Genomic DNA, 24,825 nt, shown 5'->3' on the forward strand with positions numbered 1-24,825 from the left:
GTCGTGTGGCCGGGTGCCTCAGTCCGGGGCGGCGGCGGGGGCCGGCGCCGGTTCCGGGGCCCGGCGGGAGGGCCGGCGCCGCAGCAGCAGGCGTCTCGCCGGGCACTCCACCGCCTCGTACAGCAGCCAGGACAGCGCCAGGGACACGGCGAACACGATCGCGGTGACGGCCAGCCCGCCCAGGACACCGAAATGCGGTTTCTTGCCCAGCAACTGGGTTCCGGTACGGAGCACCAGCAGGTGGATCATGTAGAAGGCGAACGACAGTTCCCCGAGTCGCACGAGCTTGCGGCCGCGCCACAGTGAGGGCAGCCCGTGCAGGTCGGCGACGGCCGCGGCCGGAATGAGCAGCGTGAACCCGATCAGGGTGCACACGGTCGCGGTGTAGCCGGGGGTGACCTGGGGGACGAGGAAGTACCCGATCAGCGCCAGGGCGAGCGACGCCTCCAGACCTGGCCCGCGCCACCGGCCGAGCAGCACCAGCCGCGCGGTGACGGCGCCGAGCACGAACTCCGGCAGCCGGGCGCCGGGGAACGAGTACAGGGCGTACTTCCACCAGTGGTGGGCGTCCGCCCGGGCCAGCACCAGGACCGCCGCCATCGACAGGCCGCCCAGCGCGACCGCACCGCGCGGGCCCAGCCGGCGGAGTACCAGGATCAGCAGCGGGAAGGCGGCGTAGAAGAATGCCTCGCAGGTCAGGGACCAGCTGACCGGGTTCAGCGTCTGCCACCAGGGGCGCCACCACGAGTGCAGCAGCAGGACGTTGGCCAGCGCCTGCTTGGGCGTCGGCCGGGGCTGGTGCGCCAGCGTGTACGCCATGATCAGCGCCAGCAGCAGGGTGACCAGGTGCACCGGGTAGACGCGCGCGATGCGCCGGCGGTAGAAGGCGAGCGCCCGGTCGCCGGGTCTCGCCGACCAGGTCAGCACGAATCCGGACAGCACGAAGAAGAACGACACGCCGGTGGCACCGGCACCGAACCCCCACTTCACGAAGCGGCCGCCGGTGCCACCGAAGTAGCCGAAGTTGTTCACGTGCAGTCCGAACACCAGCAGCGCCGCCATCCACCGCAGCCCGGTGAGGGACGGCAAGGAGGGCATGGCGGCGGAGGGGGAGAGTCCGGTGCCTTTCGCGCCGGCTCTGGCGGGCGGCGTCCGGAGCGCCCGGTTCGTCGCCGTAATCATCGAGTCACCTGCCGCAGAGGGTTCGCTTGGAGCATGAAGGGGTACGTTGCCCGCTCACCCCCGATCCATCACGTCGCGAGGCAAACATCACACTGCTGCCGAACGACGGAGCCCCCGCTGTGCCACGGACGGCCGGACCGGCTGCACCCGTACGAGTGACGGCGCCCGCGGAACCGGTCGGCCCGGCCCAGCCGGCTCACGGGACGCCTCACCCGGGGCTTGCCGACGGCTCGACCCCGCTGAGGACCATGCGGAAGCCCGTTCCGGACGCCGACGTCAGCCGGGCGTCGGCCGACCCGCCCGCTCGGTGGCCGCGACCGCTCGCCGCCGGGCCTCCCGTACGGCCTGCTCGGCCCGGCGTGACCGCTCCCGCGCCGCCCGGGCCGCGGCGCGGGCCTCCCCCTGCCCGGCCCGGGCTTCGCGCAACCGGTCCTCCAGCTCCCGGACCCGCTCCTCCAGTTCGGCTGCCCGGGCACCGGCCTCCGCCGTCTCGTCTTCGGCGGCCTCCGCCTCCTGTTCCCGGGCCCGCAGGTCCCGCTCGGCCTCCCGGGCCCGGGTCCGGGCCTCGGCGAGCCGCCGGCGGCTCTCGCGGCGCTCCTCTCCGGCCTCGCGGTCAGGTCGGCTGGTGGGCGTCTGCCTCCCGGCGCGGTCCGGGCGGACGCGGGGCCGTTCCCCGGGCGCGTGGTCCGGGTCGCCGGTGGGCTCGTCGTCCGTCGCGCGCTTCCCCGGCCCGCTCGCCGGGGTGGCGGTCCGGCGGTCCGGGGAGTCGCGCCGGCCGCCGGGAAGCCGACGGTGGCGTGGAGCGGTTTCACCAGCCGGCCCGCCGCCCATTCCCGGGCGGCGTCCGCGTCCGCCAGCGCCGCGTGCAGGGTCTCCTCGACCTCGCGCTGGACGCCCTCACCCACCGGATGCCCGGACTGCCCGGCCAGCCGACGGGCCTGCCGGGCCAGCGCGCCGATCACCTCGCTCTGCCGGCGTGCGAGCCGGCGCAGCCGGGGGCCGTCCAGTTCACGGTGGGCGCGGCGCAGCTCCTCGCCGAGGGCGAGCAGCGGCGGGACCTCGTCCGGCTCCCGGCGCACCAGGAGGTTGCTGACCCAGGCGGCCAGGCTCGGCCTGCGCAGTGCGCCGATCTCCGCGGCGAGGCCCTGCTCGCCGGACCGCCGGGCGTCCAGGGCGCGACGGTCACGGGCCGCGACGAACTCCTCCGGCCGCAGTGCGTACAGCTCGTCGGCGACGGCGTCCAGGTCCACCGGCGTCCCTCTCGACGGCCACTTCGATGACGGCGTCCGGGTTCCTCACGGGGCGCGAACCATGTGCCGTGTCCGCCGGTCCGCCCGCGGGGACGGGCCGCGAGGGCCCGCCGCCCGCGGCACGGTCCGGACTGCCGGTGCCCCGGTGCCCGGACTGCGACTTTCGGTGCCCCGCCCGCATCTTTGGACGTCGCGCCGTAGACCGTCGGCCCCGCGGCGCAGACCGTCGGCCGACGGCGGCGCGGGCCCAATGCCCGGCAGGGTGGCCGCATGGAGAAGACCACAGGGATCGATCGCGCACAGCTCCTGGCCGGTACGGCCTCCGCCGCGCTCGCCGCGGCGCTGCTTCCCGCGTGCGCGGCCCGGGCGGGCGAGAAGCGGCCTGGCGAGGAGCGGCCTGGCGAGGAGCGGCCTGGCGAGGAGCGGCCGGGGAAGCGGCCCGGGCTCCGGCACCACGGCGTCGTCTACACCGTCGGCGCCGGCGAGACACCGGGTACGGCCTTCAGCGCGAACCGGATGCGACGCGACATCCGCGTGATCCGCGACGAGCTGCACGCGGACACCGTCGACGTCACCGGGGACGGGGTGGAACGCCTCACGGCCACCGCCGCGGAGGCGGCGGAGCGCGGGCTGCGCGTGTGGCTCCAGCCGACCCTGGGCGACGTGCCCGAACGGGACATCCTCGAACATCTCGCGGAGACCGGCCGGTTCGCCGAGCGGCTGCGCCGGCAGGGTGCCGTCGTGGACCTCAGCGTGGGCTGCGAGTTCGGGCTGTTCGTGCCCGGCATCGTCCCGGGCGACACCGTCCTCGAACGCGTCCGCAACCTCCTCGACGGCAAGGTGGACCCCGTCGTGATGCAGCGCCGTCTGGACCGGTTCACGGCGAAGGCGGCGGCGGTCGGCCGCTCCGTCTTCCGTGGCCGGCTGAGCTACGCGGCCGCCCAGGACGACCGGGTGGACTGGCGTCTCTTCGACGTTGTAGGCATCGACTACTACTCGTACTTCGCCGACAAGGCGCACTACATAAGGGAGTTGAAGCGCTATCTGCGCTTCGGCAAGCCGCTGGCCATCACGGAGTTCGGCACCTGCGCCTACGTCGGCGCACCGGAGACCGCCGGCATGGGCTGGGATGTCGTCGACCACGACAAGCACCCCGAGGAGATCAAGGGGCACCTGGTCCGCAGTGAGCGCACCCAGGCCGCCTACCTCGGTCAACTCCTCGACGTATTCGACTCGTTGGACCTCTATGCCGCGATGGCCTTCGAGTTCGTGACCCCCGACGCCCCGCACCGTCCGGACGACCCGCCGCACGACCTCGACATGGCTGGCTACTCCGTCACCAAGACCCTGAAGGACCGGCCGGACGACCCCGCCTCCGGCTGGCACTGGGAACCCAAGGCGGCCTTCCACGCGCTGGCCCACCGCTACGCCACCGCACGCGCGGCCCGCTGACGCGTTGAGGGCCGCCCCCCGTTTCACCCGTTGGGAGGATGATCCGGCTCGGCGTCCGGCCCCCGGTGGCGCCCGGCCGCATGATGCGTGCGTGCCCCCGTCCGGACGCCGGTCGCCATCCCCGGCAGACCTCCGCGGAGGCGAACACTTGGCGACGGTGGGGCCACGAAAATTGCATCGTTCGTTTTCTTGAACCCTTCGTGTTTATGAGGGTAGGTTCGGCGTCATGACCGCCTCCCCGACCCCGACCACCGCCGAGGAGCTCCGCGGTGCCGGCCTGCGCGTGACGGCAGCCCGCGTCGCGCTGCTGGAGACCGTCCGGGACGGCGACCACCTCGGCGTCGAGGCGATCGCCACCGGGGTCCGAGACCGCGTGGGCCACATCTCCCTGCAAGCCGTCTACGAGGCCCTGCACGCCCTCACCGCGGCGGGCCTCGTGCGCCGCATCGAGCCGGCCGGCCATCCGGCCCGCTTCGAGGGACGCGTGGGCGACAACCACCACCACATCGTGTGCCGGTCGTGCGGAACCGTCGCCGACGTCGACTGCGCGGTCGGCGACGCGCCGTGCCTGACCGCCTCCGACGACCGCGGCTTCCGCATCGACGAGGCCGAGGTCGTCTACTGGGGCATCTGCCCCGACTGCTCCACCGGCCACAGTTCCTGAGCACCGAGTTCCGCACAGTTCGGAAGGATTGCCATGACTGAGAACCACGACGCGATCGTCACAGACGCGAAGGCGGAGGGAAGCGGCGGTTGCCCCGTCGCCCACGACCGTGCCCCACACCCGACCCAGGGCGGCGGCAACCGCCAGTGGTGGCCGGAGCGGCTGAACCTCAAGATCCTGGCGAAGAACCCGGCCGTGGCCAATCCGCTGGGCGACGACTTCGACTACACCGAGGCGTTCAACGCCCTGGACCTCGCCGCCGTGAAGCGGGACATCGCCGAGGTGCTGACGACCTCTCAGGACTGGTGGCCCGCCGACTTCGGCAACTACGGCCCCCTCATGATCCGTATGGCCTGGCACAGCGCGGGCACGTACCGCATCAGCGACGGCCGCGGCGGCGCGGGCGCCGGGCAGCAGCGCTTCGCCCCGCTCAACAGCTGGCCCGACAACGGCAACCTCGACAAGGCCCGCCGTCTGCTGTGGCCGGTCAAGAAGAAGTACGGCCAGAACATCTCCTGGGCCGACCTGCTGGTCCTCACCGGCAACGTCGCGCTGGAGCAGATGGGCTTCGAGACCTTCGGCTTCGGCGGCGGCCGCGCGGACGTCTGGGAGGCCGAGGAGGACGTGTACTGGGGCCCCGAGACCACCTGGCTGGACGACCGCCGCTACACCGGCGACCGCCAGCTGGAGAACCCGCTCGGCGCCGTCCAGATGGGCCTGATCTACGTCAACCCCGAGGGCCCGAACGGCAACCCGGACCCGATCGCCGCGGCCCGCGACATCCGTGAGACGTTCCGCCGCATGGCCATGAACGACGAGGAGACCGTCGCGCTGATCGCCGGTGGCCACACCTTCGGCAAGACCCACGGCGCCGGCCCGGCCGACCACGTGGGTGCCGACCCCGAGGCCGCCACCATGGAGGAGCAGGGCCTGGGCTGGCGCAGCACCTACAACACGGGTGTCGGCAAGGACGCCATCACCAGTGGTCTGGAGGTCATCTGGACCACGACCCCGACCCAGTGGAGCAACGGGTTCTTCAAGAACCTCTTCGAGTACGAGTACGAGCTCACCCAGAGCCCGGCCGGCGCCAACCAGTGGGTGGCCAAGGACGCCCCGGAGAACGTCCCGGACGCGTTCGACCCGGAGAAGAAGCACCGCCCGCGGATGCTCACCACCGACCTGTCGCTGCGCTACGACCCGATCTACGAGCCCATCTCCCGCCGGTTCTACGAGAACCCGGAGGAATTCGCGGACGCCTTCGCCCGCGCGTGGTACAAGCTCACCCACCGCGACATGGGCCCGAAGTCGCTGTACCTCGGCCCGGAGGTCCCGGCGGAGACCCTGCTGTGGCAGGACCCGCTGCCCGAGCGCGAGGGCGAACTGATCGACTCCGCCGACGTCGCGGCCCTCAAGACCAAGCTGCTGGAGTCCGGCCTGACCGTGTCCCAGCTGGTCACCACCGCCTGGGCGTCCGCCTCGACCTTCCGCGGCAGCGACAAGCGCGGCGGCGCCAACGGCGCCCGCATCCGTCTCCAGCCGCAGCGCGGCTGGGAGGTCAACGACCCGGACACGCTCGGCCAGGTGCTGCGCACCCTGGAGGGCATCCAGCAGGACTTCAACGCCTCCTCCGGCGCCAAGAAGGTCTCCCTGGCCGACCTCATCGTCCTCGGCGGTGCCGCCGGTGTGGAGAAGGCCGCCAAGGAGGCCGGCTTCGAGGTGCAGGTGCCCTTCACCGCGGGCCGCGTGGACGCCTCCGAGGAGCACACCGACGCCGAGTCCTTCGAGGCGCTGGAGCCGGTCGCCGACGGCTTCCGCAACTACCTCGGCAAGGGCAACCGCCTGCCGGCCGAGTACCTGCTGCTCGACCGCGCCAACCTGCTCACCCTGAGCGCCCCGGAGATGACGGTCCTCGTCGGCGGCCTGCGCGTCCTCGGCGCCAACCACCAGGGCACGCAGCTCGGCGTCCTCACCAAGACGCCCGGCGTCCTCACCAACGACTTCTTCGTCAACCTGCTCGACCTGGGCACGACGTGGAAGGCGACCTCCGAGGACCAGACCGCGTTCGAGGGCCGCGACGCCGCCACCGGTGAGCTGAAGTGGGCCGGCAGCCGCGCCGACCTGGTCTTCGGCTCCAACTCCGAGCTGCGCGCGCTCGCCGAGGTCTACGCGAGCGACGACGCGAAGCAGAAGTTCGTCGAGGACTTCGTCGCCGCCTGGGACAAGGTCATGAACCTGGACCGGTTCGACCTCGTCTGATCCACCCGTCCGGCCGGAGCGTCCGGGTCCGCCCCCGCGGGGAGGACCCGGACGCTCCGCCGTCCGGCGGGGACGCCGCCGGGTCAGTGACCGAGCGTCGCCACCCCCGCCCGCGCGTACTTCTCGTCCAGGTCGCCCGAGGGGGCGCCCGCGACGCCGACGCCGGCGACCGGGGCGCCCTTGGCGGTCACCGGCGCACCGCCCGCGAGGAACAGCGTGCCCGGGATGTCCTTCAGGCCCGGCGCCTGCGCCAGCCGGCCGGCCAGCTCCGAGGTGGGCGCGTTCCACGACACCGCCGTGAACGCCTTGCGCACGGCGGACTCGTACGACTGCGGACCCGCGCCGTCGCCGCGCAGGGTGACCAGGGTGTTGCCGTTGCGGTCGACGACGGCCACGGAGACATGCCGGCCGTCCTTCTCCGCGGCCTCCACCGCGGCCCGCGCCGCCCCGGTGGCCGCGTCCAGGGTGAGGTGCGTGCTCTGGACCAGGTCACCGCCCCGGGCGGCGGCGGGCGCGGCGGCCGGAGCGGTGCCGCCCGAGTCGGCGGCGTTGGCGGCGACCGTACCGACGACACCCGCGCAGGCGACGGCGAGGGCGGCACCGCCGACGAGGACACGGGTACGGCGGGACGGCTTCCTACGGCTGGACATGGGCGAACGACCTTCCTGTGGCAGGGACTCGCCGCGGCGAGCGCTACGGGAGCGGATGCGCTCCCGACCTCGATCCTCGGCCCGGTCCCGGCCGCTTCCCGTCGCCGGACCGGTTGCCCCGGGGGTCATCCGTTCGGATGACCCCCACCGCACCGGACCAGGGAACAATGGAAGGTGTTTGCCCAGTTCAGCGCGGTGAGAAGGAGGTGAGGGCCGTGCCGGAGGCCGGACACGACGACACCCGCGCCCTCACCGTCGTGATGCACACGGCGTTCTTCGTCCTGCTCGCCGCGTCCCTGGCCCGCTACCTCGCCCGGCACGCCGACGGACCCCACACCCCCTGGATCGTCGCCCTGTCCGCGCTGCTGGCCCTGCTGTACGTCCTCGGCATCGCGCTCGGCACCCGGCCGACACCCCGCCGCCTGACCTGGCTGGGCCTGGTCGTCGCGGTCTGGGCGGTGCTGGTCGTGCTCGCCCCCAGCTTCGCCTGGTGCGCGGTCCCGCTCTTCTACACCGGCCTGCGCACCCTTCCGCCGCGCGCCGCCGTGCCGCTGGTCGCGCTGCTCACGGCGCTGGCCGTGGCCGCCCAGCTCAGTCTCGCCGGCTGGCCCGACCCGAACGTGCTGCTCGCACCGCCCGCGGTGGCCGCCGTCGCCACCACCGTCTACGTCGTCATGCAGCGCCAGGCGGCCCGCCGGGACGCCCTCATCGACGACCTGGTCCGCACCCGCCGCGACCTGGCCGCCACCGAGCGCCGCGAGGGCACCCTCGCCGAACGCGAACGGCTCGCCCGGGAGATCCACGACACCCTCGCCCAGGGCCTGTCCAGCCAGCGGATGCTCCTCCAGGCCGCCGACCGGCTGTGGGACACCGAACCGGGCACCGCACGGGACCACGTCCGTACCGCGGCCGCGATCGCCGAGCGCAGCCTCGCCGAGGCCCGCCGTTTCGTCCACGACCTCACCCCCGCCGACCTGGCGGAGGGCGGCGGCCTGATCCGGGCCCTGCACGCCGTCGCCGAGCGCGAGACGACACCCGGCCTCACCGTTCGCGTCCACACCGAGGGCACCCCGCCCGCGCCGCTGCCCGCACCCGTGGAGTCCGCCCTGCTGCGCATCGCCCAGGGCGCCCTCGCCAACGTCCGCGAACACGCGGCCGCCCACACCGCCACCCTCACCCTGACCTGCCTGGACGACCAGATCGTCCTCGACGTCACGGACGACGGCCGGGGCTTTGACCCGCGGGCTCCGGCCGCCTCCGCGGCCGGAGCCGTCACCGAGGACCGGCGCGGCCACGGCCTGCCCGCCATCCGCGCCCGCCTGCGCCAGCTGGGCGGCACCCTCACCGTCGAGTCGGCGCCGGGCGAGGGCACCGCCCTGTCGGCGGCCATCCCCCTGGAGCCGCGATGACCCCCACCCCCACCCCCGGCACCGGCGCGACGCCCGCCCGTCCACCGGTCCGCATCCTCGTCTGCGACGACCACGCCGTCGTACGCGCCGGACTGCTCGCCCTGCTGCGCAGCGCCCCGGACATCGAGGTCGTGGGCGAGGCCGGCAGCGGCGAGGAGGCGCTCGCGCTGGCCCGGAAGACCGCCCCCGACGTCGTCCTCATGGACCTCCAGCTGGGGGAGGGCATCGACGGCGTGGAGACCACCCGCCGCCTGCGCGCCACCACCCCCGCCCCGCACGTGCTGGTCCTCACGACGTACGACACCGACGCCGACGTCACCCGTGCCGTCGAGGCCGGCGCCACGGGCTACCTGCTCAAGGCCGAGCGCGCCGAGGACCTCTTCACCGCCATCCACGCCGCCGCGCAGGGCCGCCCCGCGCTCTCCCCGCCGGTCGCCGACCTCGTCATGTCCCGCCTGCGCAACCCGCGCCCCGCCCTCACCCCGCGCGAGCGCGACATCCTCACCCACCTCTCGCGCGGACTGCCCAACCACGCCATCGCGCGCGCCCTCTACATCAGCGAGGCCACCGTCAAGACCCACCTGCGCCGCATCTACGACAAACTCGGCGTGGACACCCGAGCCGGCGCCGTGGCGGTGGCGAAGGAGCAGCGCCTGCTGCCCTAGTCGCCCCCGCTGTTTCGCTGTCCCCGTCGAAGATCCCTCAACCCGGGGGGACCGCGCCCATGACCAGCTCCGAACGCCCCGGACCGATGCCGCGCCGCCGTCTGCTCACGGCGGGCCTCGCGTTCACGGCCACCACTGCCCTCGCCGCGTCCGCGCCCCCCGCGGCTGCCGCTCCGGGCACCGGATCACCCGGCGCGGAGGCCGAGTTGCGCGACCTGGAGCAGCGCTACGACGCCCGGCTCGGCGTGCTCGCGCGCAACGTCCGTACGGGGCACACCCTTTCCCACCGGGCCGGGGAACGGTTCGCGATGTGCTCCACGTTCAAGGCGTTCGCGGCGGCGGCGGTCCTGCGCGACCACGGCGACCGCGCACCGCTCGACCGGGTGATCCCCTACCCGCCGCACGACATCCTTCCCCACTCGCCGCGCACGCAGGAGAACCTGGCGACCGGCATGACCGTCGGGGACCTGTGCGCCGCGGCCATTCAGTACAGCGACAACGCGGCCGGCAACCTGCTGCTGCGGGAGATCGGCGGACCGGCCGGCCTGACCCGTTTCCTCCGCTCGCTCGGCGACGACGTCAGCCGGCTCGACCGGTGGGCCGGAGCTGAACACCGCGATTCCCGGCGACCTCCGCGACACCACGACCCCGCGGGCCACGGATCGGCGCGACGGGACTGCGGGTGCAGCAGCGGATCGCGCCGGACGGGAATGTCACCGGCTACAGCGTCGCGCTGCCCGGCGACCGCCACGGCGCCCAGCAGCCGGTGTGGTTCTCCGGCTCGAAGCTGGCCCCCGATCTGTCGCTGCCCCGGGTACGCGAGCGGTGGCAGCAGGCTCCGGGAACGGCAGCGGCGTCAGCGATGGCGTGGCGCGTTGCCGAGGAGAAGGTGCGCGCCGCAGCCGAGCAGCTGGGCGCGGGCGGGTTGCAGCAGGGAGCCGGAGACGTGGCAGCGCTCGGCGACCTCATCGTGGTCGCCGCCGTCCTTTCCCCGCGTCTGGTGCGCTACCAGATGAGGCAGGCCGCGACCGAGTTCGAGCGCGCTGGACGCGCGCCGGCGGCGCGGGATCTGGAAGGTCGGGCGCGCGAGCTGTACCGGGAGTCGACCCAGGCGTTGTCGCGTGCGGCTGCGTCCGCCGGGCGCAGCGACACCACGGCCGCGCTCGGGTTCCTCCTCGCGTTGGTTGGCGACGGCGCCCGCAACAGTCCCCGCATGGGACACCGCGCCGGAGCGGGCCATTCACACTCGGGGTCAGGGCTGCGCGTACGTAGTGAGTGTGCTCTGCGGTACGGCTTGCACGGTGAAGCGCCCTGCCCCCGCCTCGCCCTGGGCGCGGGAGGATCTGCGGCAACTGACGGCACGGCGTCCGGGCGGGAGTCAGCGCCCCTCGCCCGGACGTGGCAGGTTCAGTTTCAGCGGGCCGCAGCCTAGGCGGGCGGCCTCGGCCTCGACATAGCGGGGGAAGAGGATGCGCAGGTCCGCGCTCGTCCCACCCTTGTTGATCTGTACGAGGAACACCGTCTCACCCGCCTGACAACGGGTCCGGAAGATACCGAGGTTGGTGCCGAGGCCGCCGTAGCCGACGGCAGAGCGCACCCGGTCGCCCTCGTGCAGCGCCATTCTCGTGAAGATCGCGGCCAGCCGCGGGTCCTCGACGGCCGTGATTCTGGCCCCCGGTACGTCAGTTCCACCGCGGTCTTGCCGCCCAGTTGTTGCGCCGTGCCCACGGCCTGCTGGAGAGAGCGGCTTGAATGCCATCGGCCTGCACGAGCTGGTGCGGCTTCTGCTGGTCGTCCCGTGATGGCGCGACTGCCAGGCGTTCACGGACGAGGAGAGCCACAAGCTTGAGGCTGAGCCTCGAAGATCCGCTGATTGTGTACGAGGGCACCTAGGACGTCGAGGCGTCGCCGGGCGAGGGCGCAGCGTGATCGGCTTTGCGGGCTGACGGGCACGAACAGAGCCTCGCGGCCGATCGGTCGACAGCCGTGCGCGCCGTGCCGAACCCCGGCCTTGCGGGTGTGGTCCGTGGCCAGCCTCGGCTCGGTACCCCCGCCGTTTCGCCCCCTGCTCCTCGACACGCCTCCCACAGCACTTGTCACACCCAACTTGCGGTAGGCGCTCGTCCGAGTGGGCCTTTTCCTCGCCGGATTGGGCCGCTGGAGTACGTTCCGGGCCACCGCTGCGGGCCTGGAGGAGCTACCCCCGCAGATGCGGGGACGATTGCACGATACGGCCGAAGGCGGGCTTGATGGTGGAGCTACCCCCCCGCCCGCGGGGGTAGCTCCACCGCCCGCCTCCGCGCCGCCTTCCCCGAGCTGTCCGTTTTGCCGGAGCGGCAACAGGAGTGGCGTGACCGGGCCACGATGGGTGACGTTGGGCCCGTGACCGACAACATCACAGCGGGATCGCCCGCGTCTGACACTTCCTTGCCCGGCGACGGATACGTCGGAGACCCCGCGGTGCGGGCGGAGTGGGACAACCGATACGCCGGCCGGCAACAGTTGTGGAGCGGCCGGCCCAACGGTGCGCTCGTGGCCGAGGTCGCCGGACTCACGCCCGGGCGGGTGCTCGACGTCGGCTGCGGCGAAGGCGCGGACGCCGTCTGGCTCGCGCGCGGCGGCTGGGACGTGACCGCGCTCGAGGTCTCGGGCGTGGCGCTGGAGCGCGCGGCCGGGCACGCGCGGGACGCAGGCGTCGCCGTTCGCTGGGTACACGCCGCGCTGACGGAAGCGGCGCTCCCGCCGGCCTCCTTCGACCTGGTCTCCGCGCAGTATCCAGCCCTGCTGCGCACCCCCGACGCCGCAGCCGAGCGAGCGCTGCTCGCGGCCGTCGCGCCCGGCGGCGTGCTGCTGCTCGTACACCACGCGGGGATGGACACCCAGCAGGCGCACGACAGCGGCTTCGACCCGGCCGACTACGTCTGGCCCTCGATGGTCGCCGCCCTGCTCACCGACGAGTGGAAGGCGGAGGTGAACGAGCAGCGACCACGCGTGGCACCCGACGGCGGCGCCGGCGCGCACCATACCGACGACCTGGTGCTGCGCGCGCGACGACTGCGCTGAACCCCTCCGCTCACAGCAAGCCTGGCATTCGGGCAGACTGGGTGACCGAGCCACCGAGAACGAACATGCCTTCGTTGCAATGATGTGGAGGTGAACGCTCGGCCCCGCAATGCCGGTGGCGGACAGCCGCTCCTCCTCTCGGCGTTCTCGCAGTGCTCGAAGCAGGGATCGCTGATGGATAACCGAATCGCGGGGCCCAGGTCCTCAACGCCGACCGCCAGGCCGGCTTTCTGACGTAGTCGCGTCGAGGACACCCTCACCGGACGGTGGTCGGCCGCCGACGGCCGACACAGCGCGGTGACTTGGCGGTCAGTGGGTCGAGGCCGCGGTGGGTCGGCGGCGCTCGTGGGGGACACCGCCGGGCAACGGTCCCCCCCTCGCACCGGGTAACCCTGCAGCGCAGCTTGCTCCCGCACGGCGTGACCAGCGGTCACCGAGAGGCGGTCGGCGGTGCCTCGGGTCATCGGTCATGGAGGTCCGGCAGGGTGGTATCTGCGGCGGCATGGAGGAACTGCAGGAGCTTGCCGTACGCCTCTGTGTGGGCTGTGTCCTGTTCTGCCGCGTGCTGCGGCGTTTCTGCTTCTCTGTCGACGGCATGCAACCAGTTGAGGACTGCGGCGAAATGCGGCACCAGGGCGGCTGTTGCCGCTTGCGCGGCGGCTCCCATCTCGCTGGGGCCTTCCATGAACACGATGTGCTGAAGGCGGTCGAGCCGGCGGTTGAGAGTTCGTGCTTCGTTCCAGAGGCGGCGGGCGGCTTGGCGGCGCTCTTCGCGTTCCTCGGGAGGGTCGCTTGCTGCGATGCCTCCGAGCTTGATGCCCGCGTCACTCAGCGCGCTGTGCACCAGATGACAACCCTCGGCAAAGCCCAGGTAGGCACTCTTGCGCGACTCGCGAAGAGCACGAGTCCGTTCCGCGGCTATCTGAAGGCGGGCTTGTCTCAACTGCGTCTCGGACTGGATCGCGGCCTGCTGCTCTGCCTTCGTTCCGGTGATCCAGGCGGATGCTGTAGCGCCGACTGCACCGACCGCGGCCCCGATAACACCGCCGAGGAGCCCTGCAAGTCCTGCGTCCATGATCTGATTCTGCTGGCTGGACGGTACGCGTTGCTAGAGGAGCGCGATCATATGCCGGTCGCCCACCCAGCTACCGGGCGCGGACCGCGAAGTGGTCCCCCGACGCCCTTCCGCGTCCTGGGCACGGGCACGACCCCCGCCGCTCGCCCCGCCAAAGACCTCAACCACGACCCCGCTTACGGCGTCTGCGACCCCGGATATGCGTGTTGGCGGTCCGTGGCTCTTGAGCCGGGGAGAGGCCAAGGGCCGCTTGGCATGCTGCACCGGCTGGGGGCGTCGGCTGCTGACGAAGGCGAATACCTGATGGTCCCTCCCCGCTGTCGGGGCCGATGGAGAGATCCCGCTGCTCCCCGCACGCGTGCGGATGGTTCCCGGGCGATGAGCGAGCTGGCCACGTAGATTCAGCGCATTGGGTTCCCTTACCCATCTACCAGGAGACTTCATTCGTGCCTCGGGCCAACTGCCCAACTGGCACGAGGGGTTGCAAACGACTCACTGGGACAGTTTCATCGATGTGACCATGCGGCCTCAGGCGCGGGCCTCGCCGAGACACCTGAAGGTTGCTGCGGTAGCGGGCAGCCCGACCTGGTTGAGCCAGACAACTGGCGTTTGCTGGCGCTTCCACAACCTCGCCACGACCCCCTGCCCGGTGTCGCGCCGTTGGGTGACGATCTGGTCAGCGACGGGCGGCGGTGACGTTGACGGTCCGTACTCGCCCAACTCCTCGCGCTCGAATGCATGTTGAGCGCCGCCCTCGCGCACTCACGCGCGCCCTCCCGAGGGGCTGCCCAAGCAGCGATAGTCGTAACAACGACATCGGGCTTGAGGATCTGCCTCTCCTTGGAAAGGCAGAAGGGAGCGAAATGACGATGAAGGTCAGGCGCTTGTGCGGTGCCTTAATCCTCACCCTCGCGAGTGTTCTGTTGGGTCTGCCGGGTGCCGCGCAGGCTGCACCTGAACGACCGGGCGATCCGGAAGGGCCAAGCCCGGCGGTTCTGAGGGCCATGGAGCGCGACCTGCACCTGGATGCTGCCGCCGCTCGCCGGCGGCTCACGGACGAAGCTGCGGCTGCGAAGGCCGAGGCTGCGCTGGCGCCGGCGCTGGGCGGGGCTTACGCGGGATCTTGGTTCGATGCGGAGCGCGGAAAGCTGGTCGTCGGCATCACCGATGCCGCCCATGCGCAGCAGGTGCGTGAACACGGCGCCATCCCCAAGGTGACACCACACGGCTTCGGGCTCGCCGAGCTCAATGCAATCAAGGGCCGACTCGACACCCTGGCCAAGGCGACGCCATCCGCCGCAGCGGGTGTGGTGTCCTGGCGCGTCGACCCGGTGGCTGACCGTGTCGTCGTCACCACCCTGGCCGGGCGTACCCAGGGCGCGCTTGCCAAGGCAGCGGCGGCCGCGGGCAGAGCCGTACGCTTCGAAACCGCCATCGGGCCCGCCACTGCCACCGTCGATGACTGGACGTTCGTGGACGGCGGGGAAGGGATCCTGTCCGGATCGCAGATCTGTTCGCTCGGGTTCAATGCGCGGCTGACGTACTCCGACTTGCCTGGTGTGTCGGACCCCGTGATCATCAGCGCGGGGCACTGCTCAACCGGTTCCACCACCGTGTCGGGCTTTGGAAACTCCAGCACCGTGTCCTTGAGTCTCGGTCGCTGGTGGATGCGCGATCTGAACTACGACTGGGGCATCATCGGTTCTCTCGACAGCCGGTGGGTGCAGGGCCCATGGATCTCCCAGCACACGCCGGACGATACCCCCCTGCTCGTGCATGGCACGCAGCAGCGGCCTATCGGAAGTTCCGTGTGCAAGTCCGGACGCACCACCAACATCACCTGTGGCGTAATCCGGGCGCGGGGCGAATCGGTGGTCCAATCCGACACGGGCCGTACGGTGTTCAACCTCACCCGTGACACAACCTGCACTGAGCGCGGAGACTCCGGCGGCCCGCACTACACCGCCGACGTCCAAGCCCAGGGCATCGGCAGCACCTCCGCGCTCACCACTTCCGGCCACTGCCTGCAGACCATCGGCCAGGAGAACCGCAGCTGGTACGTCGAGATTGGCTACATCCAGGCATACACAGGCGCGCGGATCTCGACGGGATGAGTGTGAGCCCTGTGGTTGGCAGCGTCTAATGCTGCCGCATCTCGATCACCTCGCATCCCTGCTGGCCATCTCGCCGGCCCACCGACCACGCAAGGAAACTGTCTATATCGTCGACGACAAGCTGGTGCCCACCCACGCCAGCATCGCCGCTTCCAGCAAGTTGGGCGTCACTGCTCCCTTGGGCGCGGTGATCCGGTACGAATGCGACGTCTTCGGTCGTTTTGTCCTCGTCACCGATCCGACTGGCATCTCGAGCCACCTGGTGCGGACGGAGGCATCAGTAGTAGCGGTCCCGCCGTGGCCGTCGCTCAGACCAGAGCGGGGCGAGGTACCTGCCCCACATGGGATCTCCGACGATGTTCACCGAGAGCCATCGAGTGCGGCGGTGAGTTGGTCTGTGGTGACGATGGCTCAATGATGGAGGGGATCGCAGAGCCGGGGGTCGCGGTGGTGGTGCAGGTCGCGGGCTGTCATGTATCCGCCCTGGTCGCAGGGGCGGGCCATCACGTACGACCGCGCTGGTCGGCGACGACAGTGGCCTTCATGATGTTCTGCTTCTTCTTCCCGGCATGAACGCCCTTCTGTCTCTGCGGCTCGCTACAGGCCGGTCGGCCCTGGGTCTCGGTGGCATCCAGCCCGGGCGGTCCCCGCAGCGGGCGAGGGCGCGTGCGTGCTGGCTGGCGGATGCTTCGACGGCGTCGACCGTGGCTCCGTGCTCGTGCACCAGGTGGGCGGCGTGTTTGCCCAGGCCGGAGCACAGGTCCAGGACGCGCAGGGTGGTCAGGTCGCCCAGGACTTGGGCGCCGGGGCCGCGCCGGCTGCACGGCCCCGCGTGGACCTCTGCTGGGGGCCGCGGGTCAGCGGTCCTGGGAGAGGGCGTACAGCTCGCCGAGCAAACTCCCCTCGGTCGCGATGAGTTCGTCGAAGGAGCCTTGCTCCCGGACGGTTCCCTGGTCGAGGACGATCACTCGGTCGGCCATCCTCACGTTGTCGAGGCGGTGGGTGACCACCACGGTGATCCGGTCCAAGGCCATGGCCCGCAGCTCCCTGAAGATCTGGTGCTCTCCTCGGGCGTCCATCTCACTGGTCGGCTCGTCCAGGACGAGCACGGCCGGCTCCCTGTACATCGCTCGCGCGCAGGCCAGCCTCTGCCACTGCCCTCCGGACAGCTCGTGGCCGCCCCACACCGACCGGGCGAGCAGCGTCTCCAGTTCCTTGGGGAGATCACGCAGGGCCTTGGTCATGCCGACGCGTCCGGCCGCGTCCCAGATCCGCTCGTCGCCGTGCTCGCGGGGCTGGCCCAGGGTGATGTTCTCCCGGGCGGCGAGCGGCCAGTGCCCGTTCTTCTGCGGCACCAGGCCCACGTGCCGCCACACCGACTCCGCGTCGGCGCCGGCCAGGTCGGTGCTGTCCCACAGGACCTTGCCGTCGGTCGGGACGGTCAGCCCGGTGATCATGCGGATCAGTGTGGACTTGCCGGCGCCGTTCTCCCCGACGAGGGCGACGACTTCGCCGCGGTTCAGGGTGAGGGTGATCGGCTGGACGGCCGCGGCCTCTTTGCTTGGGTAGGTGTAGGAGGCGCCTTCCAGGCGGATCTGCTGCGGAGGCTTGGCCCGCGCGGTGCCGCGGGCTGTGGTCATGGCGCGGACCTCGTCGATGAACTGGTAGTAATCGGAGAGGTAGAGCCCGTGGTGAAACATGACCGTCGAGTAGCGGATGATCGAGTTCAGGGCACGGCCGGCGGTCTGGGAGGCGACGACTGCGGTGCCTGCGAGCGCGGTCGTCATGGCCCCGGCAAGGACCAGGCCGGCGAGCGAGGCCCACATGCCGAGGGTGAACAGGCCGCCGAGCGAGGCGGCCAGCAGCGTGATCCGCAGATACGGGCGCGCCCCGGCGACCTCCCTCAACTCAACCCGGTCACACATGGACCGGTACCAAAAGTGGAGGTAGCCGCGCATGGTGTTGGCCCGGAGCTCGTCGGCGAGCTCGGCCGTCGTCAGCCACCAGCGCATCATGCCGCGGACATTGCGGGCGGAGATGGTCTGGTCGTGGACGCGGTAGTCGACCCGGGCGGCCATCACGCCGCCGAGGCCGCGGGGGACGACTGACAGCAGCAGCACACCGAGGAGCAGGGGGTGCAAGGTGGTGAGTACCACGGCCGCGGAGGCGAGCTGGACGATTCCGTTGGTGAGGGTCTTGGCGTCGTCGGCGAGGTCGACGGCGCGCAGCGCGCCGATCTCCGCCGCCTGGCTCCGGTCGCCGAACCCTTCCGCGTCGTAGGCGGCGAGTTCAGCCCGCATGTGGAGATCCACGAGCTGCAGGTCCGCGGCGGAGGCGATCTGCGGATTCAGGCGCCTGGTCGCCCAGTCCGCGAGGATCCACATGGACGCGCCGGCGGCCATCGCGACGACGGCGACGGTCAGCGCCGGCCACGCATGGGTCAGACCCTGGCGGGGGTTGCCGGCCATCAGCCTCGGCAGGGCCTTCGCGACGGCGGTGAGCATCACGGCCGTGCCGATGCCGGACAGCAGCTGGCATACGACGATCGTCAGGGCCATGCGCCGGTCGACGCTCCAGGCCAGGCGGGCCGTCTGGATCAGGGCCGCGGGGATGCGGCGGGCCATGTCCCACAAGGCGGCGTCGTCCATCGCCCGCCGGTGTCTGCGCCCGTTGTAGTCGAGCTCCGGCGGTGCCGAGGGCTGCGGAGGGCCCGTCCGCGCGGCCGGGAGGGCCGCCGCCTCGCCGCTGACGTGTGCTGCGCCGGCGGCCGGGGAGTCGGTCCGGTGGTGCGGTGCGGTCATGCGAACACCCCCGCCATCAGCCGGTCCAGGGTGCGCCGTCCGCGTGCGGTGAGATGGGGGTCGTCGAGCTTCGGCCCCCAGACCAGGCAACTCACCGCATCGATCGCCGCCAGGCATTTCAGGGCGTGCTGCTCCTCGACGGTGAGGTTGCGGCCGTAGCCCTGGAGGCACGCGGCGCGCAGGTCGGGCCGATCGGTCCAGGTAGAGCAGGCCATCAGCACGAAGTCCTGCACGGCGGTCGCGGCCCGGGAGCGTTCGAAGTCGATCCATCCGGCCTGCTGCCGGGCGGTCGACCACATGAGGTTGCGCTCCCACGCGTCGCCGTGGATGTACGCGAGTGGCAGCGGCGGCAGGGCCCGCAACTCCTCGGCCAGCCGGCGCACGAGCTTCTGCTCCGGCGCGGTCAGCCGGTCCCCGGCCGCCGCCAGGTGCCCCTCGGCGCCGTTTGCCGCGGCCTGCAGAGCCTGCGCTGCCTCGGCCCGTCGAGGACCGGACAGATCACTGGCCACGTGGAGGCGAGCCAGCAGGGCGCCGCCGTGCCGGTGCGCGCGTGCTTCCTCCACGGGCGAGAGCCCCAGCTGCTTGAGCGGCCGTCCTGGGACGGCGGTCAGCAGCAGTGCCAGATCCTTTGCGCTCGAGGCGCGCAGCTGCGGCGCACCGCCGGCGCCGAGGGCCGGTGCAGCACTTCGGAGGGCGAGCGTCTCGCGCTCGTACATCACGGCCGTGGGGGAGATTTTCAGGTAGAAGCGGCGCGCCCTGGGCAGGTCGAGCCGCCAGACGCGGGAGTTCTCGCGCGGATGGCTGACGTCCTTGACGGCGGGACGGGCGCCGAGTGCCCGGCTGGCCCACGCGAGCAGGGTGGGGGGCAAAGTGGTCGGGTTGGTCATGCCCCCCACCCCGATGACGGTCGTGATGCTGCGGCGAACAGGACGCGGCGGGCATCGACGGGCCGCCGGTGCGCGAGGGCCTCGGCGGCCGCAGCAGGAGGGTTCTCAAGAGCAGGGTGAAGGGTGACCAAGCGGACGGGATTCACGGCTTCTCCTCGGTTCGGAAACGGGGTAGAGCACCCGGACAACGCACCTGATCACAGGGCCGCTACGGGCAGCCGCGGGCGACGAGTCGAGTGAAGGTTCGACGCCGGGACGCGGACGGCAAGCGCCGTCTGCGTGGGCAGCTCCTCTCGCTTCGTTCGATTCACACATACGGGGAAGGCGGCGGGACGGTCGCCCGAGCGGCGGATTGCATGACGCGTCGACAGCACCCGTCTCCTTCGGTGTGGCGTGGCTGTGCTCTGCGGACGGACTCTCGCCCACGCCACTGACAATCCGCGGCCACCAGCACCGTCATCCGGTCATCCCGAGCCTGCCTTGCCGCCAGCCGCCACCCGTGATACGGAGGGCTCTGACCTGGGGTGATGCTTGAGGAAAGGATTCTTGAACTCTCCGGCCCGGCCCGGAATCCGGCGCCCACGAGAGTGGCTCGATCTGGTTCGCGGCCGGGTGAGCACCCGGAGCGTCACGCCCCTGGACGGCCGCGACGGCAGCTAGCCTGCAGCCCTGGCACAACACCCCCTCGGGGTGCCAGGACACGGGCCCATGGCGTTGTTGCGCGCGACCGTGCCCTTGCCGCGCGCCGCCCACGCGGGGGGAGTCAGCAGCGGCCAGCGACGCCCGCGCGAGTACCGGTGGAAGCAGACAGGGCCGAGCGGCTATGCACGGGACGGTCGGCCTCAGACGTCATCACATTTGGTGAGTCTGCGGTAGCAGATGAGGGTGCAGGCGATGCTGGTGAAGGCCAGGAAGTGCTCGGCTTTGCGCTCGTAGCGGCGGGGACCGATTCGGGTGAGCGGCACGACAACCGGGGCTGAAGTCGCGGGAGCCAGGTACGGATCGGCCGGTACCCATTCCGTCCGTGCTGGGGGCGATGCTCCGAGCGCACCCTGAAGGAGTTCGGCACCGCCAAGGACGGGCGGATCTCCCCCAATGAACGAGGGGACCTGCTCGGCACTCCAGTTACTGGCGGGTGTGGCAGGAAGCCAGACCGCTGGCACTCCCGCCCGACAAGGTGGCCTCGCCCTTGGCGCGGAAGCCGTACTACCTCCGGGCCGCGTGCATCACGAACTGGCTCCGGGCGGGCCTCCCAGTCGCGGAGGTAGCCCGGCGCGCCGGCAACTCGCCTGAGGTCATTAACCGTCGCTACGCGGGCTGTATCGACGACAGCGAGGCTGAGAACACCCGGAGGGTCGAGATGGCTATGGGATGGGTGGTCCAACCCGCCCGATCGCTCCGCTGGCGCCGACGGCGCGTGAGGGGGAGCAGGTCTGATCTGACGAGGCCACTCATGCTCCGCCCGTCGTGACGGGGGCGTTCCCTGTGACTGAGATGCGCAGGCTCAGCACCTTGCGGCGGTGCTGTCAGCATGTACCTCGTCGCAGGACGAGTGAACGCATTGGCCGGGCGTTGAACTGGCCATATGGACTAGTGCAACGGGTTGAGAGCTGCGATCTTGGCCAAGATAAGAGCGTGGTCGACAGCGATGATGCGGCGACGACGTCCGGGAGGAGTCGTTTCGACGCCATGCATAAATGGGCTGCTACAGCCGCAGCCGTAGCAGCCCTGGTCTTTTCACTGTATAACTTCGCTGAAATTCAAAAGAAGCCTGAAATCGATCTGGTGCTTCCACATCTCATGCGCATTGGGTTGGTGGGCAAGGATACCCATTTCTATCTTCAGCCGACAGTGTCCACCCGGGTAAAGACCCAGAATGTCGAGGTCATCCGCGACGCACGCTTCCAGCTGTCTCCCGTTGGATCGATTTCCTCTTCGAAAAGACCGGTTTTCTATTGGAAAGAGGTCGGCACGTGGAACTTCGACCCCGCTGCTGAATGGATCTCGTATAGATGGTCGGGTGATCCCGCCCCGTTCCTTGTCAGCCAGGACAAACCTCAGCAGCCGATCTTCTTGTTCCAGGCCGACGGCTGGAGCTTCAAGCCGGGCCGGTATGAAGGGTTGCTTCAACTTAGCCGAACGGGGAATCGCAGCCCACTGGTCAAGAAGTTCTGCCTGGTTATTTCAAAGAAAGCCGTTGATGAAATCCGCGGCGGAGCAAGTCGGGAGGACATCTTTTATTGGCGCAATGACATGCCCAAGGCCCTGGCCTCCAGCGAATATTCAGGCTGCTACGTAAGGGAAGCGGAGTGGCGGGGCTAAGAGTTGTCCCGCAAGTGCTGGCCATTGCCGGGTAGGACTTGCGTTCGCGTCATGGCGTGTCCAGCTCAGTACCGATGGCGCCTGCGGATTGGACTGCTTGGCTCAGGTCTCCGGCGAGGACACGGGGGTGTCGCCGCCACCACCACATCTCCCGGGGAAACGGCAGCTCGCTCCGCTGTCGAGCACGTCTTCGCCCGCCTGAAGACTTGGAAGATGCTCCGCGGCTGCCGCCTCAAAGGCGACGGCGTCCACCACGCCATGCTCGGCATCGCCCGCATGCACAACCTCGCCCTCGCCGGATAGACCAGCAGGTCACTCGGATCGGCGCGAGCCTCGAACGGCTCGCCCTCGGCCGGGCCCTGGGCGACGCGGACAGGGAGCGCCTCGTCGGCTGGCTGAAGGGCAACACCACCGGCGCCGAGCGGTTCCGCCGCGGCCTGCCGGACGGCTGGGTCCTGGCGGACAAGACCGGCACCGGCTCCTACGCGACCGCCAACGACATCGGCGTGGCCTGGACGACGAGGCGGACACCGGTCGTGCTGGCCGTGCTGTCGGCCAGGAGCACCGAGGACGCGACGGTGGACGAGGCACTCGTGGCCGAGGCGGCCCGCGTCATCGCCCGCGCGGTCGCCCCCGGCGAGTAGTCCGCGCCCGGCGGCCGACTCCTCCGGGACGGGCGGCCGGCCGGCTCAGCCGACGGTGTCGTCCGCCGCCACCGCGTGCGCCTCCAGTCCCGGTGCCGCCAGCAGGTCGGCGATCAGCGCGGGCGAGCCGCCGATGTAGGTGCCGACCAGGTCCACGTCGCCGCCCAGGCACCAGGCGCGGTCCTCGGGCCACCACAGGTCGGGCAGCTCGGCGAACTCGTCCATGCGCACCGGGGAGACGGCGTCGGCGAGGGTGCCGGAGAGCAGCACCTCGTCCCGACCCGGCGTCTCGAAGGCCGGGAGCCCACCGAAGTCCCAGCGGCCGTACCCGTGCCACAGCCCGAACCAGCAGTGCTCCGGCGTGCGGGTGTGCCGCGCCAGCACCGGGATGAGCGCCTCGGCGACGTCCGGCGGGGTGGGGCCCTCCCACGGGTGCTCGTCCCAGACGCCGGGCCGACTGTACTCGGAGGCGTTGCGCTGGTCCTGGTCCATCCCGACGACCTCGTGCCACCGGGCGCCCGGCGTCACCCGGGTGCCGTGCGCGGCGGCCACGGTGTCCCAGCGCACCGGCCGTTCCTCCAGGGAGGCGGGATGCAGGATCCGCGCGTACCGGGCGAAGCCGGGCGCGGCCACGCCCGCCACCGTCCCGAAGTCGCCTTGTCCGGGGTGGCGTTCGGTGAGCCAGCGGGCGGGGGAGAGGTCGGTACGGACGCGCAGGCGCCCGTACCACTCCGGGGCGGGGTCCAGATGGACGGGTCGGAGGTCGTTCACCCGCCCAGTCTGCCCTGCCGGCCCGCGCGCCTCAGACCGCGCGGTGCACCACGTGGCCTCCGGTCACCGTCAACACGACCGGCGCCTCGATCAGTTCGTCACCGGGAGCGCGTCCCGGATCGACGGACAGCGCGGTGAGGTCCGCGCGGAAGCCCGGAGCCACGCGGCCGGCGCGGTCCGACTCGCCGGCGGCGGCCGCCGCGTGCGTCGTACAGCCCTCCAGCGCCTGCAGGGGAGTGAGGCCCGGCCGGTGGGCCGCCGCCCCCTTCGGCCGGTGGGCGGTCGCCAGCACCGCCCGCACGTCGTAGTGCGCGATCGGCCAGTCCGAGCCCAGCGCGACCGTTGCCCCGGCCTCCCGCAGGTCCCGCAGCCGCCAGGCCCGTCCGGCACGGTCACCGCCCAGCCGGCGCGACCACTCGTCCGTGCCGTCGTCCCGCGTGTAGCCGGTGTGCGGCGGCTGCATGGAGGCCGCCACACCCAATTCCGCGAAGCGCGGCAGGAGTTCGTCCGGAGCGGTCTCGATGTGCTCGATCCGGTGCGCCCCGCGGCCTCCGGCTCCCAGGGAGGCCACGGTGTCCAGGACGTGCCGTACGGCCGCGTCCCCGATGGCGTGCGTGGCGGTGCGCACTCCGGCCGCGTGCAGGGTGCGGACCGCCTCGGCGTACGCCCGCGGGTCCGGCCAGAAGGCGTCCGTACCCCGGCCGTGGCAGTCGGGGTGGTCCAGCCAGGCGGTGCCGCCCTCGACGGTGCCGTCCATGAAGAACTTGACCCCGCCGACCAGCCAGTGCCGACCGCCCGTGCCCTGCAACGCGATCAGCTCCCGCAGGGTGTCGCGGTTTGCGCCCGGCATGCACCAGGGCGCGAACCGCAGGCGCAGCGGCAGGACCGTCTCCCGTGCGACCTCCGCCACTAGGCCGAGGTCCCCGCCGTCCATCACATGGGCTCCGGTGAGCCCCGTCGCGGCCATGGCAGACAGCAACTCCAGCAGCCGCGCCCGCCGTTGCGCGTACGCGGGCCGGGGTACGACGTCCGCCACCAGGTCCATCGCGGCGTGCTCGACCAGATGGCCGGTGGGCCGGCCGGTGGCGTCGCACACCACCTCGGCGCGCTGCGCGAAGGCGCGCGGACCGGTCACCCCGGCCGCCGCCAGCGCCGCGCCGTCGGCGAGGGCGGAGTGGCCGTCGTAGAGCCGCAGGAAGGCCGGGGTGTCGCCGAGCACGTCCGCCACCAGTTCGTGATGGACGGGACGGCCCTCGAACGCGTTGTGGTCCAGGCCGTACCCGACCACCCAGCCCTCGACGCGCTCCGCCCCGGCGAGCGCCGCCCGCAGCCCGGCCAGGTCCGTCACACCGGACAGGTCCGTGCCCGTCGCCATGTCGAGGCCCCACACCGGATGGCTGTGGGAGTCGACGAGGCCCGGCACGAGGTGCGCGCCGCGCAGGTCGACGACCTCGGTGCCGGGGCCCCGCCAGTCCCGGACGTCGTCCGCCTCGCCGACCGCGGCGATCACGCCGTCGCGTACGGCGACGGCCGAGGCGCCGGGCCGGCCGGGATCGAGGGTGCGGACCTGGGCGCCGGCGAGGATGAGGTCGGCAGCGTGCATGGGGGCGACTCCTGTAC

General features: G+C 71.6%; 22 protein-coding genes and 3 pseudogenes. 15 read left to right on the forward strand and 10 right to left on the reverse strand.

The genetic code is table 11. The annotated features are described in order from the left end of the window. Positions 1-18: 18 nt before the first annotated feature. Together N8I86_RS33915 and N8I86_RS33920 are read right to left on the reverse strand one after the other, a co-directional pair. Positions 19-1,182 (reverse strand): acyltransferase family protein, encoded by a 1,164-nt coding sequence (locus N8I86_RS33915; RefSeq protein ID WP_123440682.1) that lies wholly within the window; start codon positions 1,180-1,182, stop codon positions 19-21. 276 nt (positions 1,183-1,458) lie between these two features. Beyond that, on the reverse strand, positions 1,459-2,013 hold the full coding sequence (locus N8I86_RS33920) for a hypothetical protein (protein ID WP_263279527.1): 555 nt from the start codon (positions 2,011-2,013) through the stop codon (positions 1,459-1,461). Positions 2,014-2,045: 32 nt separating this feature from the next. Between N8I86_RS33920 and N8I86_RS33925 the strand changes: the two genes are divergently transcribed. The 4 genes from N8I86_RS33925 (at position 2,046) to katG (ending at position 6,804) form a co-directional block, all read left to right on the forward strand. After that, a complete protein-coding gene (locus tag N8I86_RS33925) occupies positions 2,046-2,462 on the forward strand; it encodes a hypothetical protein (protein WP_263279528.1) in 417 nt (138 codons plus the stop codon). Positions 2,463-2,702: 240 nt separating this feature from the next. Continuing rightward, positions 2,703-3,884: an abortive phage infection protein gene (locus N8I86_RS33930; RefSeq protein WP_263279529.1), complete on the forward strand. Its 1,182-nt coding sequence runs from the start codon at positions 2,703-2,705 to the stop codon at positions 3,882-3,884. 226 nt (positions 3,885-4,110) lie between these two features. Next, on the forward strand, positions 4,111-4,548 hold the full coding sequence (locus N8I86_RS33935; protein ID WP_073890768.1) for a Fur family transcriptional regulator: 438 nt from the start codon (positions 4,111-4,113) through the stop codon (positions 4,546-4,548). A 33-nt stretch (positions 4,549-4,581) separates the two neighbouring features. Continuing rightward, entirely contained in the window at positions 4,582-6,804 is a 2,223-nt protein-coding gene (gene katG / locus N8I86_RS33940; RefSeq protein WP_073890767.1) for a catalase/peroxidase HPI, read from the forward strand. A gap of 83 nt (positions 6,805-6,887) precedes the next feature. Here the strand turns inward: katG and N8I86_RS33945 are convergent, their stop codons facing one another. Continuing rightward, positions 6,888-7,454, reverse strand: a complete 567-nt coding sequence (locus tag N8I86_RS33945) for a GlcG/HbpS family heme-binding protein (protein WP_263279530.1) — start codon at positions 7,452-7,454, stop codon at positions 6,888-6,890. 167 nt (positions 7,455-7,621) lie between these two features. Between N8I86_RS33945 and N8I86_RS33950 the strand changes: the two genes are divergently transcribed. The 4 genes and pseudogenes from N8I86_RS33950 to N8I86_RS33965 all read left to right on the forward strand — a co-directional run bounded on the left by N8I86_RS33950 (position 7,622) and on the right by N8I86_RS33965 (position 10,960). Then, the gene (locus tag N8I86_RS33950) at positions 7,622-8,863 is read left to right on the forward strand and encodes a sensor histidine kinase (protein ID WP_404830854.1); all 1,242 of its coding nucleotides are present in this window, start codon (positions 7,622-7,624) and stop codon (positions 8,861-8,863) included. Then, positions 8,860-9,528: a response regulator gene (locus tag N8I86_RS33955; RefSeq protein ID WP_123440686.1), complete on the forward strand. Its 669-nt coding sequence runs from the start codon at positions 8,860-8,862 to the stop codon at positions 9,526-9,528. The genes N8I86_RS33950 and N8I86_RS33955 overlap by 4 nt, the downstream gene beginning before the upstream one ends. An 86-nt stretch (positions 9,529-9,614) precedes the next feature. Continuing rightward, positions 9,615-10,130 (forward strand): annotated as a pseudogene (locus tag N8I86_RS33960) (serine hydrolase); the annotation flags it as partial. A gap of 80 nt (positions 10,131-10,210) precedes the next feature. Then, positions 10,211-10,960, forward strand: coding sequence for a hypothetical protein (locus tag N8I86_RS33965; protein ID WP_263280229.1), 750 nt, complete (start codon positions 10,211-10,213; stop codon positions 10,958-10,960). Here the strand turns inward: N8I86_RS33965 and N8I86_RS33970 are convergent. Continuing rightward, positions 10,907-11,149, reverse strand: a complete 243-nt coding sequence (locus tag N8I86_RS33970; protein WP_263279531.1) for a hypothetical protein — start codon at positions 11,147-11,149, stop codon at positions 10,907-10,909. The genes N8I86_RS33965 and N8I86_RS33970 overlap by 54 nt on opposite strands. A gap of 761 nt (positions 11,150-11,910) precedes the next feature. Here N8I86_RS33970 and N8I86_RS33975 point away from each other — a divergent pair. Further along, positions 11,911-12,591: a class I SAM-dependent methyltransferase gene (locus N8I86_RS33975; RefSeq protein ID WP_263279532.1), complete on the forward strand. Its 681-nt coding sequence runs from the start codon at positions 11,911-11,913 to the stop codon at positions 12,589-12,591. A gap of 460 nt (positions 12,592-13,051) precedes the next feature. Here the strand turns inward: N8I86_RS33975 and N8I86_RS33980 are convergent, their stop codons facing one another. Beyond that, positions 13,052-13,666, reverse strand: a complete 615-nt coding sequence (locus N8I86_RS33980; protein ID WP_263279533.1) for a hypothetical protein — start codon at positions 13,664-13,666, stop codon at positions 13,052-13,054. Between the two features lie 863 nt (positions 13,667-14,529). On the opposite strand from N8I86_RS33980, the gene N8I86_RS33985 reads away from it, so the two are divergent. From N8I86_RS33985 to N8I86_RS33995, 3 genes and pseudogenes are all read left to right on the forward strand, one after another. Continuing rightward, positions 14,530-15,780 (forward strand): S1 family peptidase, encoded by a 1,251-nt coding sequence (locus N8I86_RS33985; RefSeq protein ID WP_263279534.1) that lies wholly within the window; start codon positions 14,530-14,532, stop codon positions 15,778-15,780. A 40-nt stretch (positions 15,781-15,820) separates the two neighbouring features. After that, positions 15,821-15,940: pseudogene (locus N8I86_RS33990) on the forward strand (IS5/IS1182 family transposase); the annotation flags it as partial. Positions 15,941-16,194: 254 nt separating this feature from the next. Next, complete coding sequence (locus tag N8I86_RS33995) at positions 16,195-16,353, forward strand: hypothetical protein (RefSeq protein ID WP_185091685.1); 159 nt, start codon at positions 16,195-16,197, stop codon at positions 16,351-16,353. 284 nt (positions 16,354-16,637) lie between these two features. Here N8I86_RS33995 and N8I86_RS34005 read toward each other — a convergent pair whose 3' ends face one another. From N8I86_RS34005 to N8I86_RS34015, 3 genes are all read right to left on the reverse strand, one after another. Further along, entirely contained in the window at positions 16,638-18,581 is a 1,944-nt protein-coding gene (locus N8I86_RS34005; RefSeq protein ID WP_263279535.1) for an ATP-binding cassette domain-containing protein, read from the reverse strand. Beyond that, on the reverse strand, positions 18,578-19,468 hold the full coding sequence (locus N8I86_RS34010) for a phosphotransferase (RefSeq protein ID WP_263279536.1): 891 nt from the start codon (positions 19,466-19,468) through the stop codon (positions 18,578-18,580). The genes N8I86_RS34005 and N8I86_RS34010 overlap by 4 nt, the downstream gene beginning before the upstream one ends. 842 nt (positions 19,469-20,310) lie before the next feature. Beyond that, positions 20,311-20,433 carry a hypothetical protein gene (locus N8I86_RS34015; protein ID WP_263280230.1) on the reverse strand — a complete coding sequence of 41 codons (123 nt, stop codon included), beginning with the start codon at positions 20,431-20,433 and terminating at the stop codon, positions 20,311-20,313. Positions 20,434-21,103: 670 nt separating this feature from the next. On the opposite strand from N8I86_RS34015, the gene N8I86_RS34025 reads away from it, so the two are divergent. The 3 genes and pseudogenes from N8I86_RS34025 (at position 21,104) to N8I86_RS34035 (ending at position 22,434) form a co-directional block, all read left to right on the forward strand. Further along, the gene (locus tag N8I86_RS34025) at positions 21,104-21,790 is read left to right on the forward strand and encodes a hypothetical protein (protein WP_263279537.1); all 687 of its coding nucleotides are present in this window, start codon (positions 21,104-21,106) and stop codon (positions 21,788-21,790) included. A gap of 168 nt (positions 21,791-21,958) precedes the next feature. Next, a pseudogene (locus tag N8I86_RS34030) lies at positions 21,959-22,093 on the forward strand (IS5/IS1182 family transposase); the annotation flags it as partial. Then, entirely contained in the window at positions 22,090-22,434 is a 345-nt protein-coding gene (locus tag N8I86_RS34035) for a serine hydrolase (RefSeq protein WP_404830886.1), read from the forward strand. The pseudogene N8I86_RS34030 and the gene N8I86_RS34035, both read left to right, overlap by 4 nt. A 45-nt stretch (positions 22,435-22,479) precedes the next feature. Here N8I86_RS34035 and N8I86_RS34040 read toward each other — a convergent pair whose 3' ends face one another. Then, positions 22,480-23,205, reverse strand: a complete 726-nt coding sequence (locus N8I86_RS34040; RefSeq protein WP_263279538.1) for a hypothetical protein — start codon at positions 23,203-23,205, stop codon at positions 22,480-22,482. 31 nt (positions 23,206-23,236) lie between these two features. Further along, the gene (locus N8I86_RS34045) at positions 23,237-24,808 is read right to left on the reverse strand and encodes an amidohydrolase (protein WP_263279539.1); all 1,572 of its coding nucleotides are present in this window, start codon (positions 24,806-24,808) and stop codon (positions 23,237-23,239) included. Positions 24,809-24,825 lie beyond the last annotated feature (17 nt).

Source organism: Streptomyces albidicamelliae, assembly GCF_025642175.1.
Classification (GTDB): domain Bacteria; phylum Actinomycetota; class Actinomycetes; order Streptomycetales; family Streptomycetaceae; genus Streptomyces; species Streptomyces albidocamelliae.

Bases quoted from the DNA above. Each gene is read 5' to 3' on its own strand.
- N8I86_RS33915 (WP_123440682.1), bottom strand. From the start codon at position 1,182: ATGATTACGGCGACGAACCGGGCGCTCCGGACGCCGCCCGCCAGAGCC.
- N8I86_RS33920 (WP_263279527.1), bottom strand. From the start codon at position 2,013: ATGGGCGGCGGGCCGGCTGGTGAAACCGCTCCACGCCACCGTCGGCTT.
- N8I86_RS33930 (WP_263279529.1), top strand. From the start codon at position 2,703: ATGGAGAAGACCACAGGGATCGATCGCGCACAGCTCCTGGCCGGTACG.
- N8I86_RS33935 (WP_073890768.1), top strand. From the start codon at position 4,111: ATGACCGCCTCCCCGACCCCGACCACCGCCGAGGAGCTCCGCGGTGCC.
- katG (WP_073890767.1), top strand. From the start codon at position 4,582: ATGACTGAGAACCACGACGCGATCGTCACAGACGCGAAGGCGGAGGGA.
- N8I86_RS33945 (WP_263279530.1), bottom strand. From the start codon at position 7,454: ATGTCCAGCCGTAGGAAGCCGTCCCGCCGTACCCGTGTCCTCGTCGGC.
- N8I86_RS33950 (WP_404830854.1), top strand. From the start codon at position 7,622: ATGGAAGGTGTTTGCCCAGTTCAGCGCGGTGAGAAGGAGGTGAGGGCC.
- N8I86_RS33955 (WP_123440686.1), top strand. From the start codon at position 8,860: ATGACCCCCACCCCCACCCCCGGCACCGGCGCGACGCCCGCCCGTCCA.
- N8I86_RS33970 (WP_263279531.1), bottom strand. From the start codon at position 11,149: ATGGCGCTGCACGAGGGCGACCGGGTGCGCTCTGCCGTCGGCTACGGC.
- N8I86_RS33980 (WP_263279533.1), bottom strand. From the start codon at position 13,666: ATGGACGCAGGACTTGCAGGGCTCCTCGGCGGTGTTATCGGGGCCGCG.
- N8I86_RS33985 (WP_263279534.1), top strand. From the start codon at position 14,530: ATGACGATGAAGGTCAGGCGCTTGTGCGGTGCCTTAATCCTCACCCTC.
- N8I86_RS33995 (WP_185091685.1), top strand. From the start codon at position 16,195: ATGATGGAGGGGATCGCAGAGCCGGGGGTCGCGGTGGTGGTGCAGGTC.
- N8I86_RS34005 (WP_263279535.1), bottom strand. From the start codon at position 18,581: ATGACCGCACCGCACCACCGGACCGACTCCCCGGCCGCCGGCGCAGCA.
- N8I86_RS34010 (WP_263279536.1), bottom strand. From the start codon at position 19,468: ATGACCAACCCGACCACTTTGCCCCCCACCCTGCTCGCGTGGGCCAGC.
- N8I86_RS34045 (WP_263279539.1), bottom strand. From the start codon at position 24,808: ATGCACGCTGCCGACCTCATCCTCGCCGGCGCCCAGGTCCGCACCCTC.